The following is a 16,307-nucleotide window of genomic DNA, read 5'->3' on the forward strand; positions in this document are numbered from 1 at the left end:
GTCGACGAGGAAGCAGGTGGGGGAGGAGTCCGCGAGCGGCGAGACCACCGCGCAGGAGCCGCGGCGGCCCCGGTCGGACCGCGTCGGCTGAGCCGCACCGCAAGCCACCGTCACGCGTTGTCCGCCGCCGGACCGCTCGCCGTGCGCCCCGGTCGAACGACCGGGGCGTACCGCGTTGTGTGCGCGTGCCGTGTCGGTGAGGGGCGGTTTGTGACGGCCGTGTGGTCCTGCGGCTGATTTCCCGGTAGCGGGGGTTGGCGTGAAACCGCCCCATCGTTATCGTTCACGGACTTCACTCAATCGTTCCGCTGAACGAATAGCGGGGAGGGCGGTCGGTCATGTCCGGCATCCACCAACCGGGACGGCGGTCGGTCCTCGCCGCGGGCGCCGCCGGGGCGGCGTCGCTCGGCGCCTCCTGGCTGCTCACGGGCTGCACGGGCGCTTCGTCCGCACCCGTCCTGCCCGTCGCCGCCCGGCAGGGCGCCCCCGACCGGGGCGGCACCCTCCGTATCGCGCGGCCCCCCGCCTCCGACGCCGAGACGCTGGATCCGGCCAGCGCGCTGTCGGCATACGAATACCTGGGCGCCCTCTACAACCGGCTCGTCCGGGTCGACAAGGACGGCGCCGTCGCCCCCGACCTCGCCGAGTCCTGGGATTCCGACGCCGAGGCCCGCACCTGGACCTTCCGCCTCCGCGAGGGCGTCACTTTCCACGACGGGCGGAACTTCACCTCGGCCGACGCCGCCTACACCCTGCGCCACATCCTCGACAAGAGGACCGCCTCCCCGCAGGCCGCCGTCCTCGCCCCGCTCATCGACCCGGGCCGGCTGCGCACCCCCGACGACCACACCCTCGTCGTCCCCCTCAAGAGCCCCCACGCCGAATTCCCGAGCCTGCTCACGCACTACAACTGCTACGTCGTCCCCGACGGCAGCGCCCGCTCGATCGGACGGACGGGCATCGGCACGGGCCCCTTCAAACTGGAGTCCTTCACGCCCGCTGGGCCCGGTCGCGTCACCGCCTACACGGATCACTGGCAGGGCCGCCCCGTGCTCGACGCCCTCACCTTCTCCACGGTCGCCGACATGTCGGCCCGCTCGAACGCTCTGCTCGCCGGGCAGGTCGATCTGCTCTCCCAGACCAACCTGGACTTCGCCACCGCCCGTGTCATCGCCGCCTCCGACCGCGCCACCATCGCCCGCGTCGAGAACGCCCAGTGGTACGTGCTGCCGATGCTCACCACCGAGAAGCCGTTCACCGACGTCCGGGTACGGCAGGCCATGAAGCTCGCCTACGACCCCGAGCACGTCGTGAAGGTCGCCCTGCAGGGCGCGGGCACCGCCGGCTGGGACAACCCGGTGCCACCGAGCGACCCCGCCCACATCTCCGCGCACCCTGAGCACGACCCGGAGAAGGCGCGGTACCTGCTGAAGCGGGCGGGGCACGAAGGGCTCGCCGTCGACCTCTACACGTCCTCCTACGACCCGGTGTTCACGCCGATGGCGCTCGCCTACCAGGACTCGGCCCGGCGCGCCGGCATCCGCGTCCGGGTCAGGACGGCCGCCGCGGACTCCTACTACACGCAGATCTGGATGAGGAAACCGCTGATGGCCACCTACTGGTACACCGGCCGACCCGTGGACCAGCTCTTCACCCAGGTCTTCCGCAGCGGCTCCTCGTACAACGAGACCGCCTGGTCCGACAAGGACTTCGACGCCCTCCTCGACCGCGCCCGGCGCGAGACTGACGACCAGCGGCGGCGCGAACTCCACGGCGAGGCACAGACCTTCGTCATCGACAACGGCGGGGCGATCACCCCGATGTTCGCCGACCGGCTCGTCGGGATCTCCCGGAAGGTGCGTGGATACGCCGAGCACGGCTTCGAGTTCGACTACCTCGGCATCGGCCTGAAGGGAGCCTGAGCATGCTGTCCTTCCTGGCCCGCCGGATCGCCGCCGCCCTTGGCACCCTTCTGCTCGCCTCCGTCCTGGTCTTCCTCGCCGTCCAGGCACTGCCCGGCGACGTCGCCACCCAGGTCCTCGGCAAGGACGCCACCCCCGACGCCGTCGCCGCCCTGCGCGGGCAACTGGGGCTCGACCGGCCCGCCTGGGAGCGGTACGCCGACTGGGCGGGCGGCGCCCTCCACGGCGACTTCGGCACCTCGCTCGTCTCCGGGAAAGCGGTCGGCGGCGAGGTGTCCGTGCACCTCGGCAACTCCGCGCTGATCGCCCTCGTCACGGTCCTGTTCGCCGTCACCGGCTCGATCGTCCTCGGCGTACTCGCGGGCCTGTACCGCGACCGCTGGCCGGACCACGTGATCTCCACGGTCAGCCTCGTCGGCATGAGCGTCCCCGAGTTCGTCGTCGCGACCGTGCTGGTGCTCTGCTTCTCCATCGCGCTGCCGTGGTTCCCGGCCGTCGTCCTGTACGGCCCGGAGGCGAGCGTCGGTCAGCTCCTGCCCGCCGTCTGGCTGCCCGCCCTGGCGCTCGCCGTCGTCATGGCCGCGTACATCGTCCGCATGGCCCGCACCTCCGTCATCGACGTGATGGCGAGCGAGTACGTCACGACGGCCCGCCTCAAGGGCCTGTCGACCTGGCGGGTCGTGACCCGGCACGCCCTTCCGGGCGCGCTCCTGCCCACGCTGCACGTCATCGCGCTCAACGTGGCCTGGCTCGCGGGCGGCGTCGCCGTCGTCGAGAACGTCTTCAACTATCCGGGCATCGGCAAGCTGATGCTGTCCTCGGTGCAGAACCGGGACCTGCCCGTCATCCAGGCCATCGCCCTCGTCAGCGCCGTCGTCTACGTGGCCTGCAACCTGGCCGCCGACCTTGCCGCCATGGCCCTCAACCCCAAGCTCCGTACGCGCGGGAGGACCTGATGACCACCCTCGACACCGCCCCGGCCGCCGCCCCGGCTGCGGTCCCCGCTCGTGCCGCCGTACGCGTCTGGCGCACCCTCCGCTCCTCGCGCGCCGCCGTCACCGGTCTGTCCGCCGTCGCCGTCCACGTGCTGATCGCGCTCCTCGCACCGCTGCTCACCTCCTACGACCCCATCGCCAACAGCTCCGACGAGGCACTGCTCGGGCCGAGCGGCACCCACTGGGCGGGCACCGACCAGTACGGCCGTGACGTCCTCGCCCGCGTGCTGTACGGCGGCCGGTACGCGCTCGGAGTCTCCGTCACCGCGACCCTGCTGACCGTCGCCCTCGGCACGGTGATCGGATGCGCGGCCGCCCTGCGCGGAGGCTGGTTCGACGACGTGCTCGGCCGGGTCCTGGACGCGGTGCTGTCCGTGCCGGCCGTCCTGTCCCTGCTCGTGGTCGTGACCGCGCTGGGCACAGCACCGGCGGTCATCGTCCTCGCGATCGCCGTGGTGTTCGTCCCCCAGGTCGTACGGGTCGTACGGGGCGCCGCCCTGGCCGTCGTACCCCAGGACTACGTGACGGCGGCGCGGGCACGCGGCGAGGGGACCTGGGCGATCCTGCGCCGCGAGATCCTGCCCAACATCACCGACGTCGTGTGCGTGGAGTTCGCGATGCGGGCCTCGTGGGTCGTGCTGCTGATCTCCTCGCTGTCCTTTCTCGGCTTCGGCGCCGACCCGCCGACCCCTGACTGGGGACTGATGGTCGCCGAGAACCGCACCGCCGTCACCGTCGTCCCCATGGCGAGCCTGGCGCCGATCATCGCCCTGGCCACGCTCGTGATCGGGCTCAACCTCGCCGCCGACGGGCTGTCCAAGGCCTGGGGCGTGGACCGGATCAGGGAGGGATCCTGATGAGCGGGAGCGACGCGGAGCCGAGGACTGCCACGAGGGGTGCGTCGAGTGGTGCCACGCCGGTCGTCGCCGTGAACTCCCTGTCCGTCGCCTACCGTTCGGGCGGCCGCGAGGTGCCGGTGGTGCGCGAGGTGTCCCTGGAGGTCGCCGAGGGGCAGACGCTCGCTCTCGTCGGCGAGTCCGGCAGCGGCAAGTCGACCGTGGCGGCCACCCTGCTGGGACACCTGCGGCACGGGTCCCGGATCACCGGCGGCTCGGTGCACGTCAAGGGCAGCGACGTCTTCGCCCTGCCCGCACGCGAGCTGAGACGGCTGCGCGGCGGAACCGTCGCCCTGGTCGCCCAGAACGCCGGGCACGCGCTCACCCCGTCCATGCGCGTCGGGCGGCAGATCGCGGAGGCGGGCGGCCGCGTCCCCGTCGCCGACCTGCTGGAGCAGGTACGGCTGCCGCGCCCGGCCGAACTCGCCCGCCGCTACCCCCACGAGCTCTCCGGCGGCCAGCAGCAACGCGTAGCCATCGCCATGGCCGTCGCGGTCCGCCCCGACGTCCTCGTCCTCGACGAGCCGACGACCGGCCTCGACGTCGTCACCCAGCGCGGCGTCCTCGACCTGATCGCCGGACTGCGCGACGAACTCGGCCTCGCCGTCGTGCTGGTGAGCCACGACCTGGGCGTCGTCGCGCACCTCGCCGACGAGGTCACCGTGCTGCGCTCCGGCCGGGTCGTGGAGTCGGCGCCCACGCGGACGCTCTTCGCCGGGCCCCAGGACCCGTACACCAGAAGGCTGCTGGCCAGCGTCCCGCGCCTCGACGACACGGGGCTCGCGCTCGTGAGCGAGGCGGGGGAGCGGGAGGTGCGGGACAGGGCGCGGGTGACGGCCGGAGCGCCGGTGGCCGTGTCGGCCCGGGACGTGAGCGTCGACTACGGCTCCTCGCGCGCCGTGCGCGGCGTGTCCTTCGACGTCCGCCGGGGCGAAGTCCTCGCTCTCGTCGGCGAGTCGGGCAGCGGCAAGTCCACACTCGCCTGGACGCTCGCGGGCCTGCGCACCCCCTCCGGCGGCACCCTGACCCACGCGTCGGGCGACCTGGCGCGCCCCGCCGAACGGCGGCCCCTGTCGCTGCGGCGCAGGGTCCAGCTCGTCTTCCAGAACGCCGACACCTCCCTCAACCCGCGCCGCTCCGTGGGCGACGCGGTCCGCCGCCCGCTGAGGTTCTTCGGCGCGGCGACCAGCGCGGCCGAGGCCGCGGTACGGGCCCGCGAGCTCATCTCGGACGTACGCCTCGACCCGGCGCTCGCCGACCGGCTGCCCGCCCAGCTCTCCGGCGGCCAGCGCCAGCGCATCGGCATCGCCCGCGCGCTGGCGGGCGAACCGGACGTGCTGATCGCCGACGAGATCACCACCGCCCTCGACGTCTCCGTACAGGCGGAAGTGCTCCGCCTCCTCGACGACCTGCGGCGCGAACGCCGACTGGCCTGCCTGTTCATCAGCCACGACCTGGCCGTCGTCCGGGGCATCGCGGACCGCGTGGCCGTCCTGCGCCACGGTGTGGTCGTCGAGGAGGGCCCGACGGAGGCGGTGTTCGCCTCGCCCGGACACCCCTACACCCGGCAGTTGATGGCCGCCGCCCTCGAACCCGACCCCGACGCACGGCCGTATCGCTACGACGTCAGCGACTGGGCCGACGCCGCCGAACCGGACGACATGTGGACGGACCACGGTGACGGCCACCGGGTCCGCCGCTGGAGCCCCACCGTCACGGAAGGAGACGCGTGAAGTACCGCGAGCGGTTCGACCGCGAGGTCGTCCGCGAGGACGTCTGGATCCCCACCCAGGGCGGCAGGACCCGGCTGCACGCCCGCGTCTGGCGGCCCGCCGACGCCGAGATCAGCCCCGTGCCCGCCCTCCTCGAATACCTGCCGTACCGCAAGAGCGACTGGACCGCGCCCCGCGACGCCCAGCGCCACCCCTGGTACGCCGGACACGGCTACGCCTCCGTGCGCGTCGACATCCGCGGGCACGGCGACAGCGAGGGAACCCCCGGCGACGAGTACGACGCGCGGGAACTCGCCGACGGTGTCGACGTCGTCAACTGGCTCGCCGTGCAACCCTGGTGCACCGGCAAGGTGGGCATGTTCGGCATCTCCTGGGGCGGGTTCAACTCCCTCCAGATCGCCGCCCTGGCCCCCGAACCCCTGAAGGCGATCGTCACGGTCTGCTCCACCGACGACCGCTACGACAACGACGTCCACTACACCGGCGGCGCCGTCCTCGGCATCGACATGCTGGCCTGGGCCGGCACCATGCTCGCCTTCGCGTCCCGCCCGCCGGACCCGGCGAACGTCGGCGCCGACCGCTGGCTGCCCATGTGGCGCGAGCGCCTCGCCGCACTCGAACCGTTCCTCCACACCTGGCTGGACCACCAGCAGCGCGACGCCTACTGGCGGCACGGCAGCGTCTGCGAGGACTACGGCGCCATCGACGCGGCCGTCCTCGCGGTGGGCGGCTGGAACGACCCGTACCGCGACACCGTGCTGCGGCTGGTGGAACACCTGCCCGGCGACCACGTCCGCGGGCTGATCGGCCCGTGGTGCCACCAGTACCCGGACCGCGGCCTCCCGCCCGGCCCCGCGATCGGCTTCCTCCAGGAGACGCTGCGCTGGTGGGACCAGCACCTGAAGGACCAGGACACCGGGATCATGGACGAACCCCTGCTGCGCGCCTGGCTGACCGAGCCGGTGCCGCCCGCCACGTCCTACGACATCCTGCCCGGCCGCTGGGTGGCCGAGCACCACTGGCCCTCACCGACGGTCACGTGGGACGAGCGCGCCCTGGGCCCGGACCACACCGCCGTCCTCGTACGGTCCCCGCAGCACACCGGCGTCGACGCCGGCCGCTTCTTCCCGTTCGGCAACGCCGCCGACCTGCCGCCCGACCAGCGCGAGGAGGACGGCCGGTCGGTCTGCTTCGACACGGCGCCCCTCACGGACCGCGTGGAGATCCTCGGCCGCCCGCGCCTCAGGCTCCGCCTCGACAGCACCACAGCGCGCGCCCACGTCATCGCCCGCCTCTGCGACGTCGCACCCGACGGCTCCTCCACCCTCGTCAACCGGGGCGTCCTCAACCTGCTCAGCAGGCACGGCCGCGACCGGAGCGCGGAGTGGAGGCCGGGCACGTACGAGACGGTCGAGTTCGAGCTGAGCGGCACCGGGTACGCCTTCCCGCCCGGCCACCGCATCCGGGTCGCCGTCTCCAACGCGTACTGGCCGTGGGTGTGGCCGCACGGCGAGCGCGGCGCGCTCAGCGTGGTCCCCGCCGACAGCGCCGTACTGCTGCCCGTGCGGGAGACCGCCGACGAGCATCCCATCCGCTTCGAGGGGCCCGAGCAGGCCGCCCCGCTGCCCGTGACCTACGACCGGCCCGCCGACCCGCGCCCCGAGCGGCTCGTGACGCACGACGTCGCCACGGGGGAGTGGCGGCTGGAGGTCGACCCCGACTACGGGGGCTCCCGCACGTACCCGGACGGTCTGCGATACGAGGAGAGCGCGCTGGAGACCTACACGATCCGCTCCGGCGACCCGCTGTCCGCCGCGGCGGTCTCCACGTGGACGATCCGGCTGCGACGCGGCGAGGAGCACGGGGACGCCTGGGACGCCGAGATCGTTACCCGGACGGAGCTGCGGGCGACGCGCGCGGACTTCATCATGGACAGCCGCGTCGAAGCACGGTCGAACGGAGAGACAGTGGCCAAGCGCCAGTGGCACCGCACCACCCCGAGGACGTCCGGATGACGGCCGCCGAGCCCCCTGCGTCCACCCGTCCGCCCCGCCGTGCCGTCGCCGCCGCCGACCGGACCCGCCAGCCCACCGAGGTGCGCCGCCGTCTCATCGTCGAGGCGGCCGTGCCGCTGATCGCCGAGCGGGGCTACGCATCGGTGGGCGTCCGCGACGTCGCCGCCGCGGCCGGCGTGTCGGTGGGCACGGTCACCTACCACTTCGCGAGCGTCCAGGAAGTCCTCACCGAGGCGATGGTGCTGCACATCGAGCGGTACTACGCCGCGCTCAGCGAGGCCGCCGAGCGGGCCACGAGCTCGGCCGAGGCGCTGCGGCTGCTGGTCGACGCGCTGTTCACCGAGGACACCGACCGGCACTGGCGCATGTGGTTCGACTACTGGAACGCCGCCGACCAGGCCCCCGACCAGGGCTTCGCCCGCGGCCAGGCCCAGCGGTACGCGGCCTGGCACCAGCGGATCAGGTCACTCGCCGGGCGGGGCGTGGACGAGGGCGAGTTCGCCTGCGACGACCTCGACGGGTTCACCGTCCGGTTCGCCGCGCTCGCCGACGGGCTGGCCCTTCAGCGCCTGCGCCAGGCGCCGCCCCTCAGCACGGAGGAAGCCCGACGCCACCTCAACCGCTTCATCGGGACGGAACTCCGGCTCACCGGACGTGCTCCCCGACCGTCCGCGTGATCTCCCGCGCCATGCGCAGGATGCCGGGGGAGCGGACCGGGCACGGCTTCGGCTTCGAGGTCGTGGGCGCCAGGCAGAAGTGCAGGTAGTCGTCGTCGCGGTGCAGGGCGGTGCGGCCCCGGTCAGGCTGTGTGCAGTACGCGGGATGCGCCCGCTCGTGCGCCGTACAGGGCAGCTCCTCCACCCAGGTGTAGCGGGCCGAGGCAGGACTCACCACCCTGCCCGCGTCGGCGACGAGGTCGCCCGAGGCGTCTGCCTGCTTCCCGTAGAGGGCGTTGACGCGCCGCACCCGGTCGGGAGTGATCGGGTCGGGTCCCTGCAGCACCCACACGATGACCGGCCTTCGTGCTCCGCCCGCGTCCGCGATCTGCTCCGTCAGCCGCCCGGCGTCGTCGGCGTACCGGGAGAAGTACGTGCCCGCGGACTTGTCGTACGTGATGCCGTCCATACAGGGTGTGTAGCCCCAGGCGTTGCCCCAGAACTGCAACACCACGAAGTCCGGGCGGAGTTCACGCACCAGGGCCGCCGCCTTGTGCTGCGGGGGCACCAGTGACCTGTCGCCGGTGCCCTCCAGGTAGTCGCACAGCGTGGTGCCCGAGTACGGGGCGCTGGTGTAGCGGGCGCCGAGATCGTCGCGGAACTGCTGCCCGAGCACCTTCTGGTTCTCCATGGCGAGGGAGTCACCGAGGTAGAGCACGACGGGCGCCTTCTCCGGGGCGCTCGGCGCGGTCGGCGCGGTCCGCTCGGTCGGTGTGCCGGAGGCGGCCGGGGAGGCCGCCGCCCGCTGACGCGTGGTCGTCGGTCCCGGCTCGCCCGGCGTCGGTGCCGCCTCGGGCGCGGACGCCGGATCCCCGCAGGCGCCCAGCAGCACTCCGGCGAGCAGCACTCCCACGATCCACGGCTTCCGCATACGGCGACTCCCGCCCCGGCGACCGAAAAACGGCTCCCCAGGCAAGCACAGGAGGGCCCAAGGGGGAAGACACCCGTCGGCCACGGGGCGCCCGGTCGAGTCCCGGACGCCCCGCGGTCCTCGGTGACGGCTGTCAGGGAGTCATGCCTCCGCTGCACGCGGCACCCGGCTCCGGTGTCTGCTCGCCCTGCACGTACTTGTCGAGGAACTTCTGGACCCGCGCGTCGGACGCCGAGTCCACCTTCAACTGCTTGCCCCACGCGCTGAGCACGACGGGCGAGGTCTGCTCCTCGTACGGGCTCATGAACGTGTACGTCGTCCTTTTGACCGTGTCGGCCAGCTCCGACACGTCCGCCTCGGACGCCTTGTCGTTGTATGTGATCCAGACGGCTCCGTGCTCCAGCGCGTGCACCGCGTTCTCGTTCGGCACGGCCTTCGTGTAGACCTGCTTGTCGCAGTTGACCCACACCTGGTTGTGGTCGCCGCCGACGGGCGGGCTCATCGGGTAGTCGACCTTGGCGGTCACGTGGTTCTGGGTCAGCTTCGACCAGCTCTTCACGCCCTTGACCGGGGCGGCCTTCGCCTCGTCCTTGTCCTCCGCGGCGGCGAACAGGAACCACCCGCCGCCGGCGAGCCCGGCGAGGATCACGGTGGCCGCGCCGAGGGTGAGCAGGCGGGCACGCCGCTCACGGGCCTGCTCGGCTCTGCGCATCTCCTCGACGCGGGCGCGCCGCTCCGCGCTCCTGGCCTTGGCGTTCGACTTACCCATGGAAATGTCCTTCTCCCCGCCGTGCCGTCCGAGGGCAGGGCGGTGCTGCACGTTCTGTTCGAGTGGGATGACCGGCTGGTGTGCGCGGGCCGGCCTAGATCCGAAGCAGCTGCAGTTCGTGGAGATCCGGAGGGCGGGCGGCCCCCGGCTGACGGGACGGGTCGAGCGCCCCGGGTCCCGGTGCGGTCGCGGGCTGCCCGGGCGACGCGGCCCGGTCGGCGCCCAGGAGCGGCGTGTGGCCGAGCACACCGTGATGATCAGGGCTGTCGCAGCGGTGGTGGCCCGGGCCCTCCTCACAGGGCTCGCGTTCCGCCTGCCGGGGTGTCACGGCCTCCGGACGCTCGTCCGCGGTCGGGGAGAGGGCCGTCAGGGGCGCGGACGACGGCGCGGCCACCAGGGACGGCACTGACAACGGCACCCGGCGCTCGGTGGCACTCGCCTCGGGCGCACTCACGCAGAACAGGGCGAAGGTCCCCGAGACCACGAGGAGCACCAGCAACAGGCGACCCCACTCGCCCAGGACACGCGGCAGCGCCGTACGGCGCGACCACGCAGGGGACATGTGAGGCCTTGACGACTCGGGGGACGGAAGCGCTCGCACACGAGAGCGGGCGCCGCCGAAATTACCAGACCGGCGACGGGCTGCCGTGCGCAGGACGGGCCTCCGGACCACGTGCACAATCTGTGGCTTGCATCACACGAGAACCAGGGTTATGTCGTTCGGAGGAATTTCCCGCCAGGCAAGCCGAGCGTCGGTGCGCGACGGGGCCGCCCCCGGGCGAGGGAAGTGATCCCGTTGTCCGTCGCCTGGGACGACATCGGCGGCCTCGCCGATGCCCATGAGCGTTTTCTGGCCGGGCTGCGCGACCGCACCCTCATCTGTGAGGTCTTCGACGACAGCAGCACCTCCCCCCGGCTGCTCCGCGCCCGGACCGAGGACGAGGGCGGCCGGGGCCTCTTCCTCATCGCCCAGCTCACCGACCGCTGGGGCACCCGCTACACCCCCCGGCGGCAAGATCATCTGGGCGGAACAGTCCCTGCCGTGACCTCCGCGTGCCCCGACCGCCGCCTCAGTCCTCCACCGGGTCCAGCAGCTCCAGCAGCTCCGCCAGCGGCAGCGGCTTGGCGAGGTGGGCGTCGAAACCGGCGTCGCGGGAGCGGGCGTGGTCGGCGGGGTGGCTGAAACCCGAGACGGCGATGAGGCGCAGCTTCGCGCCGTGGGGGCGGGAGCGGATGCCGCGGGCGACCGCGCAGCCGTCGATGTCGGGCAGGCCCAGATCGCACAGCACGACGTGGAAGAGCTGGGACTCGGTCGCGGTGAGGGCGTCGGCGCCCGTGTGCACGGCGGTGACGTTGTGGCCGTGACGTTCGAGGAGGGTGCGGTACGTCGCGGCGAGGTCCGCGTTGTCCTCGGCGATCAGGATCGCGAGCTCACGCCGCCTGCGTCCCCGGGGCTGTGGGAGAGACGGTTCCGGAGTCGTGGACGAGGGCAGCGGGAGCCGTACGGTGAACGCGGCGCCCGTTCCCGGACCGTCGCTGCGCGCGGTGATCGTGCCGTCGTGGAGTTCGGTGATGGTGCGGGCGACGGAGAGCCCGAGGCCCAGGCCCTCGGGGGCCCGGGGGCCGGCGGGTGCCGCGCGCATGAAGACTCCGAAGAGGTCCTCGGCCTGGCCGGGTGCGAACCCGATCCCGTCGTCCTGGACGAGGAGGACGGCCAACTGGCCCTCGGCGGCGAGGCGGACCGTCGTGTGGCCGCCAGGGAGCGTGTACTTGAGCGCGTTGGAGACCAGGTTCGTCAGGACCTGGGCCAGTCGCAGCCGGTCCCCGTCGACCAGGACCGGCTCCGCCGGCACCCGCACGTCCAGCGTGCGGTCCTCGTGCGCGAACAGCCCCCGGACGTCGGCGCAGGTGCTGTCCACGACCGTCCGCAGGTCCACCCGCTCGCGGACCAGCTCCAGCCGCCCGGTCACCGCCCGGGAGCCGTCCAGCAGGTCGTTGCTCATCCGGGCGAGCGCGGCCAGCTGGCGCTCCAGCACCGACAGCGCGGGGTGGCCGTCCGACAGGTCCAGGGACAGCAGTTCCGTGGCCGCCGTGGCGGCGGCGAGCGGATTGCGCAGCTCGTGCGAGAGCGTGGCGATGAACCGGTCCTTGGCCCGCTGCTCCTCCCGCAACTGCCGCCCCGCCGCGTCGAGTTCCAGGTTGGCCCGGTGCAACTGCTCGTTCACCTCCCGTATCTCCCGGGCCCGTACGAACAGGTCGATCTCCATGCCCTCAACCCGTTCCCGCGTCCGCCCCACCCGGCGCAGACGCACGAACTCGGTGACGTCCTCGACCCGGTGGATGATGTGCGTGACGTTTCCTTCGGCGTCCAGGACCGGTGTGTTGACAGGACTCCAGTACCGTTCCGCGAAGACGCCGTCACCGGTGGGGATGTCGTACCTCTGCAGCGCCATCGTGTCCGTGCGGCCGCTCGCCACCACCGCCTCCAGCGAGCGGCGCAGGTTCCGCGCACCGTCGGCCGACGGGTCGTCAGGGTTGTCGGGGAACACCTCGAAGACGGTCCGCCCGACGATGGCGCGGGTGGTCTGCGTGGCCGCGAGATACGCACGGTTGACCTCCACGATCGTGAAGTCCGGCGCCAGGACGAGCAACGGGGAGAGCACCGCGTCGAACAGAAGCCGGAAGTCCGGGGCGGGAAGGGAACGGGGAGCGGACATGTCCGGACTCACCCCCGTCACGGATCGAGACGGTAGCCGTAGCCGCGCACCGTGGTGATCCGCGGCGCGGGCGCGGGCAGCCGGGCCAGCTTGCCGCGCAGCCGGTACACGTGCTCGATCACCGTCGCGGGCTGCTGCCAGGACGCCCCCCAGATCCGCTCCAGCAGCAGCTCGGCGGACAGGACCCGGCCGGGGGAGCGGGCGAAGGCCTCCAGCAGCGCGTACTCCTTCGGGCGCAGCGTCAGCAGGGAGCCCGCCACGCTGGCCTGCCGCGCCCCGGTGTCCACCCGCAGTGCCCCGACCTGGAGCACGTCCAGCTCGTCCGGCGGCTGGGAGCGGCGCAGCACGGCCCGGATCCTGGCCACCAGCTCCCGCTGCGAGAACGGCTTCACGAGGTAGTCGTCGGCGCCGATCTCCAGCCCCGCCACCCGGTCCGCCTCCTCGCCGTGACCGCTGACGACGATCACCGGGAGACGGCTCGCCGACCGCAGGCCCCGCAGCAGCTCCAGGCCACTGCCGTCCGGCAGGCCCAGGTCGAGGACGGCGAGGTCGATGGCGTCGTCGTGCAGGACGGACTTGCCGGCCCGGGCGTCCATCGCCCACGTGACGATGAAACCCTCACGTTCCAGATAGGAACGGCACATGAGTGCGAAGTCGAGGTCGTCGTCGATCAGGGCGAGACGGGGGCGCATCATCCCGCCTCGCCGGGTACGGCCGCCGCCCACATGTTGTGGCCCTGGTGAGCGGCCGTTGAGGCCCCGACCATGTGGGGACGGTAGAACGGAACTGCCCACGGTTCAAGGGGGAGCCGATCGGGGGGAGTTCCGGTGTGGACTCGTGCGGAACGGGGACGGCGTGCCGCCGCACGAGCCCACACCGGCGCATCGGCAGTTCACCGGCGTGGCCGGACCTGTGGTCCGTGCCGCGCCGGCAGGTCGTTGACCAGCACGGCCGCACCGTCGAAGCGGCCCGCCTTGAGGTCCAGCAGCGCGCGTTCCGCCTCGGACAGCGCATACGTGTGGGTCGTCGCCCGCACGCCGTGCCGCGCCGCGAGCGCCAGGAACTCCCTGCCGTCCTCACGGGTGTTGGACGTGACGCTGCGCAACTCCTTCTCGTAGAACAACTCGCTCTCGTAGCGCAGCGGAGGCGTGTCGCTGAGGTGGATCCCGGCGACCGCCAGCACCCCGCCCCGGTCCAGGGCGCGCAGCGCCACGGGCACCAGGCCACCCACCGGCGCGAACAGGATCGCGCTGTCCAGCGGTTCCGGCGGCGTCGCGTACGGCTCGCCCGCCGACGCGCACCCCAGCTCCAGAGCGAGCCGGCGGGCGGCGGCCCCCCGGGTCATCACGTGCACGGACGCGCCCTGCGCCAGCGCCAGCTGGGCACACAGGTGCGCGCTGCCGCCGAACCCGTACAGCCCGAGCCGTCCGCCCGCCGGCAGCGCCGCACGCCGCAGCGCCCGGTAGCCGATGATGCCCGCGCACAGCAGCGGCGCCACCGTCACGTCGTCGGCGTCCGCGGGCAGCGGGTAGGCGAACGCGGCCGGAACGGTCGTGTACTCCGCGTAACCGCCGTCGGCGTCCCACCCCGTGTACCGCGACCGCGGGCAGAGGTTCTCGGAGCCGCGCACGCAGTACGCGCACGTTCCGTCGGTGCGCCGCAGCCAGGCCACGCCCACGCGGTCGCCCGGTGCGTAACCGCCGACGTCCTCGCCGATCGCCGCGACCGCGCCCACGACCTCGTGCCCCGGTGTCACACCGGGGCGGTGCACGGGCAGGTCGCCCTCGCTGACGTGCAGGTCCGTGCGGCACACACCGCACGCGCGGACGTGCACGAGCAGCTCGTCCGGCCCGGGCACCGGCACCGGCTTCTCGACGAACCGCAGCGGTCCGCCCTCGACCGGCCCCGGCCGGGCCACCTCCCATGTGTGCATCATCGCCTGCCCCGTCCCCTCGACGGCCGCCCGTGCCGCTACCAGTTTGCTGCAGTCCTTCCCTTTCGGCGCGCGGCGCGGGCGGACCCTGGCTAGCGTGGGGCGAGGACAGAACCATCCGTCGTACCGAAGAGAGCCACAGCCATGGCCGGACAACAAGAGGGAACGCCCTGCTGGGCCGACGCGATGTTCAGCGACATCGAGGGGGCGAAGAGCTTCTACGGTGATGTACTCGGCTGGACGTTCGGCGAGTCGCAGGCGGAATACGGCAACTACACCCAGGCGTACGTCGACGGCAAGGCGGTCGCGGCTGTCGTCCCGCCCATGCCCGGCCAGGAGGGACCGTCCGCCTGGTGTCTCTACCTCGCCTCCGCTGACGTCGAGGCCACCGCGGCCAAGGTCCGGGAGAACGGCGGCGAGGTGCTGATGGAGCCGATGCAGGTCGCCGACTTCGGTTCGATGCTGCTGGCCCGTGACCCGAGCGGTGTCGTCTTCGGTGCCTGGCAGGCCGGCACCCACGAGGGCTTCGAGGCGAGGGGTGTGCCCGGCGCGTACGCCTGGGCCGAGGTCTTCACCCGCGAGCCCGAGAAGTCCGACGCGTTCTTCCCCGCCGTCTTCGGCTTCCGGGCGAAGCAGATGGAGGACCCCGAGGTCGACTTCCGCATGTTCGACGTCGGCGAGGAGACGGTCCTGGGCCGTATGAAGATGACGGAGGACTTCCCGCCCGAGATTCCGCCGTACATCAACGTCTACTTCACCGTCGACGACTGCGACGCGGCGATCAAGACGGCGACCGAGCTGGGGGGTGTCCTCCGCTTCGGCCCGATGAACACCCCGTTCGGCCGCTTCGCGGCTCTGAGCGACCCCCAGGGCGCCGCGTTCTCCGTCATCGACCTCACCACCACCGAGGGAGAGGCGCCGAAGGCGAGGGAGGTGACCTGAGTCCTCCCGGAGCACCGAAGCCGGACGGCGGACCCGTGGGCGGCCCGCTTCCCGGGTCGTGGCATGATCGGACCCATGGAACGCGTAGTGGCCGCCTGTGACGGGGCGTCGAAGGGGAACCCCGGACCGGCCGGATGGGCCTGGGTGGTCGCCGACGCCGGGGAGACCCCCAGTCGCTGGGAGGCCGGTCCCCTCGGCAGGGCCACCAACAACGTCGCCGAACTCACCGCCCTGGAGCGGCTGCTCACGGCCACCGACCCGGACGTACCGCTCGAGGTCCGGATGGACTCGCAGTACGCGATGAAGGCGGTCACGACCTGGCTGCCGGGCTGGAAACGCAACGGCTGGAGGACGGCCGCGGGCAAGCCCGTCGCCAACCAGGAGCTCGTCGTACGCATCGACGAACTGCTCGAAGGGCGCTCGGTCGACTTCCGCTACGTCCCCGCCCACCAGGTCGACGGCGACCGCCTCAACGACTTCGCCGACCGCGCCGCGAGCCAGGCGGCCACCGTCCAGGAACCCGCCGGCAGCTCCCTGGGCTCCCCGGAGCCACCCCCCGCCCCGGCAGGCACCCTCACGTCGTCGAAGCCGAAGAAGCCCTCCCCGCGCAAGGGTGCCCCGTCCCGCACGGGCTCCCGCGCGGGCTCTCGCACGATCAAGGCGAAGTTCCCCGGCCGCTGCGTGTGCGGCCGCCCCTACGCGGCGGGCGAGCCCATCGCGAAGAACGACCAGGGGTGGGGCCACCCGGAGTGCCGTACGGCGGCGACGGCGGGCGCGTAACAGGCGGGCACCTCCGGC

Annotated in this window: 14 protein-coding genes and 1 pseudogene; 9 read left to right on the plus strand and 6 right to left on the minus strand. The window is 72.7% G+C overall.

All coding sequences use genetic code 11. From position 1 onward, the window contains the following. Positions 1-338 precede the first annotated feature (338 nt). Genes ACZ49J_RS27295 through ACZ49J_RS27320 form a run of 6 tightly spaced genes read left to right on the plus strand, consistent with a single transcriptional unit; the run spans position 339 to position 8,238 of the window. Complete coding sequence (locus tag ACZ49J_RS27295) at positions 339-1,922, plus strand: ABC transporter substrate-binding protein (protein WP_467452313.1); 1,584 nt, start codon at positions 339-341, stop codon at positions 1,920-1,922. A 2-nt stretch (positions 1,923-1,924) separates the two neighbouring features. Beyond that, the gene (locus ACZ49J_RS27300; RefSeq protein WP_467452314.1) at positions 1,925-2,878 is read left to right on the plus strand and encodes an ABC transporter permease; all 954 of its coding nucleotides are present in this window, start codon (positions 1,925-1,927) and stop codon (positions 2,876-2,878) included. Beyond that, on the plus strand, positions 2,878-3,774 hold the full coding sequence (locus tag ACZ49J_RS27305) for an ABC transporter permease (protein ID WP_467452315.1): 897 nt from the start codon (positions 2,878-2,880) through the stop codon (positions 3,772-3,774). The genes ACZ49J_RS27300 and ACZ49J_RS27305 overlap by 1 nt, the downstream gene beginning before the upstream one ends. Next, positions 3,774-5,546 (plus strand): dipeptide ABC transporter ATP-binding protein, encoded by a 1,773-nt coding sequence (locus ACZ49J_RS27310; protein ID WP_467452316.1) that lies wholly within the window; start codon positions 3,774-3,776, stop codon positions 5,544-5,546. The genes ACZ49J_RS27305 and ACZ49J_RS27310 overlap by 1 nt, the downstream gene beginning before the upstream one ends. After that, positions 5,543-7,561: a CocE/NonD family hydrolase gene (locus tag ACZ49J_RS27315; protein WP_467452317.1), complete on the plus strand. Its 2,019-nt coding sequence runs from the start codon at positions 5,543-5,545 to the stop codon at positions 7,559-7,561. The genes ACZ49J_RS27310 and ACZ49J_RS27315 overlap by 4 nt, the downstream gene beginning before the upstream one ends. Next, complete coding sequence (locus tag ACZ49J_RS27320; RefSeq protein WP_467452318.1) at positions 7,558-8,238, plus strand: TetR/AcrR family transcriptional regulator; 681 nt, start codon at positions 7,558-7,560, stop codon at positions 8,236-8,238. Before ACZ49J_RS27315 ends, ACZ49J_RS27320 begins: the two co-directional genes overlap by 4 nt. Here ACZ49J_RS27320 and ACZ49J_RS27325 read toward each other — a convergent pair. From ACZ49J_RS27325 to ACZ49J_RS27335, 3 genes are all read right to left on the minus strand, one after another. Further along, positions 8,207-9,148 carry an SGNH/GDSL hydrolase family protein gene (locus ACZ49J_RS27325; RefSeq protein ID WP_467452319.1) on the minus strand — a complete coding sequence of 314 codons (942 nt, stop codon included), beginning with the start codon at positions 9,146-9,148 and terminating at the stop codon, positions 8,207-8,209. The genes ACZ49J_RS27320 and ACZ49J_RS27325 overlap by 32 nt on opposite strands. A 133-nt stretch (positions 9,149-9,281) precedes the next feature. After that, positions 9,282-9,917, minus strand: a complete 636-nt coding sequence (locus ACZ49J_RS27330) for a DUF3105 domain-containing protein (RefSeq protein WP_467452320.1) — start codon at positions 9,915-9,917, stop codon at positions 9,282-9,284. 94 nt (positions 9,918-10,011) lie between these two features. Continuing rightward, positions 10,012-10,479: a hypothetical protein gene (locus ACZ49J_RS27335; protein ID WP_467452321.1), complete on the minus strand. Its 468-nt coding sequence runs from the start codon at positions 10,477-10,479 to the stop codon at positions 10,012-10,014. A gap of 297 nt (positions 10,480-10,776) precedes the next feature. Between ACZ49J_RS27335 and ACZ49J_RS27340 the strand changes: the two are divergent. Beyond that, positions 10,777-10,963 (plus strand): annotated as a pseudogene (locus ACZ49J_RS27340) (ATP-binding protein); the annotation flags it as partial. A gap of 24 nt (positions 10,964-10,987) precedes the next feature. Here the strand turns inward: ACZ49J_RS27340 and ACZ49J_RS27345 are convergent. From ACZ49J_RS27345 to ACZ49J_RS27355, 3 genes are all read right to left on the minus strand, one after another. Further along, the gene (locus tag ACZ49J_RS27345; protein WP_467452322.1) at positions 10,988-12,634 is read right to left on the minus strand and encodes a hybrid sensor histidine kinase/response regulator; all 1,647 of its coding nucleotides are present in this window, start codon (positions 12,632-12,634) and stop codon (positions 10,988-10,990) included. Positions 12,635-12,651: 17 nt separating this feature from the next. Continuing rightward, positions 12,652-13,329 carry a response regulator transcription factor gene (locus ACZ49J_RS27350; RefSeq protein WP_467452323.1) on the minus strand — a complete coding sequence of 226 codons (678 nt, stop codon included), beginning with the start codon at positions 13,327-13,329 and terminating at the stop codon, positions 12,652-12,654. Positions 13,330-13,526: 197 nt separating this feature from the next. Next, complete coding sequence (locus ACZ49J_RS27355; protein WP_467452531.1) at positions 13,527-14,567, minus strand: zinc-binding alcohol dehydrogenase family protein; 1,041 nt, start codon at positions 14,565-14,567, stop codon at positions 13,527-13,529. A 144-nt stretch (positions 14,568-14,711) separates the two neighbouring features. Here ACZ49J_RS27355 and ACZ49J_RS27360 point away from each other — a divergent pair, with 144 nt between their 5' ends. Both ACZ49J_RS27360 and ACZ49J_RS27365 read left to right on the plus strand, forming a co-directional pair. Continuing rightward, a complete protein-coding gene (locus tag ACZ49J_RS27360; RefSeq protein WP_467452324.1) occupies positions 14,712-15,509 on the plus strand; it encodes a VOC family protein in 798 nt (265 codons plus the stop codon). Positions 15,510-15,572: 63 nt separating this feature from the next. Then, the gene (locus ACZ49J_RS27365; RefSeq protein ID WP_467452325.1) at positions 15,573-16,289 is read left to right on the plus strand and encodes a ribonuclease H family protein; all 717 of its coding nucleotides are present in this window, start codon (positions 15,573-15,575) and stop codon (positions 16,287-16,289) included. The last annotated feature ends 18 nt before the right edge of the window (positions 16,290-16,307 follow it).

The organism is Streptomyces sp. NPDC030840, from assembly GCF_055572015.1.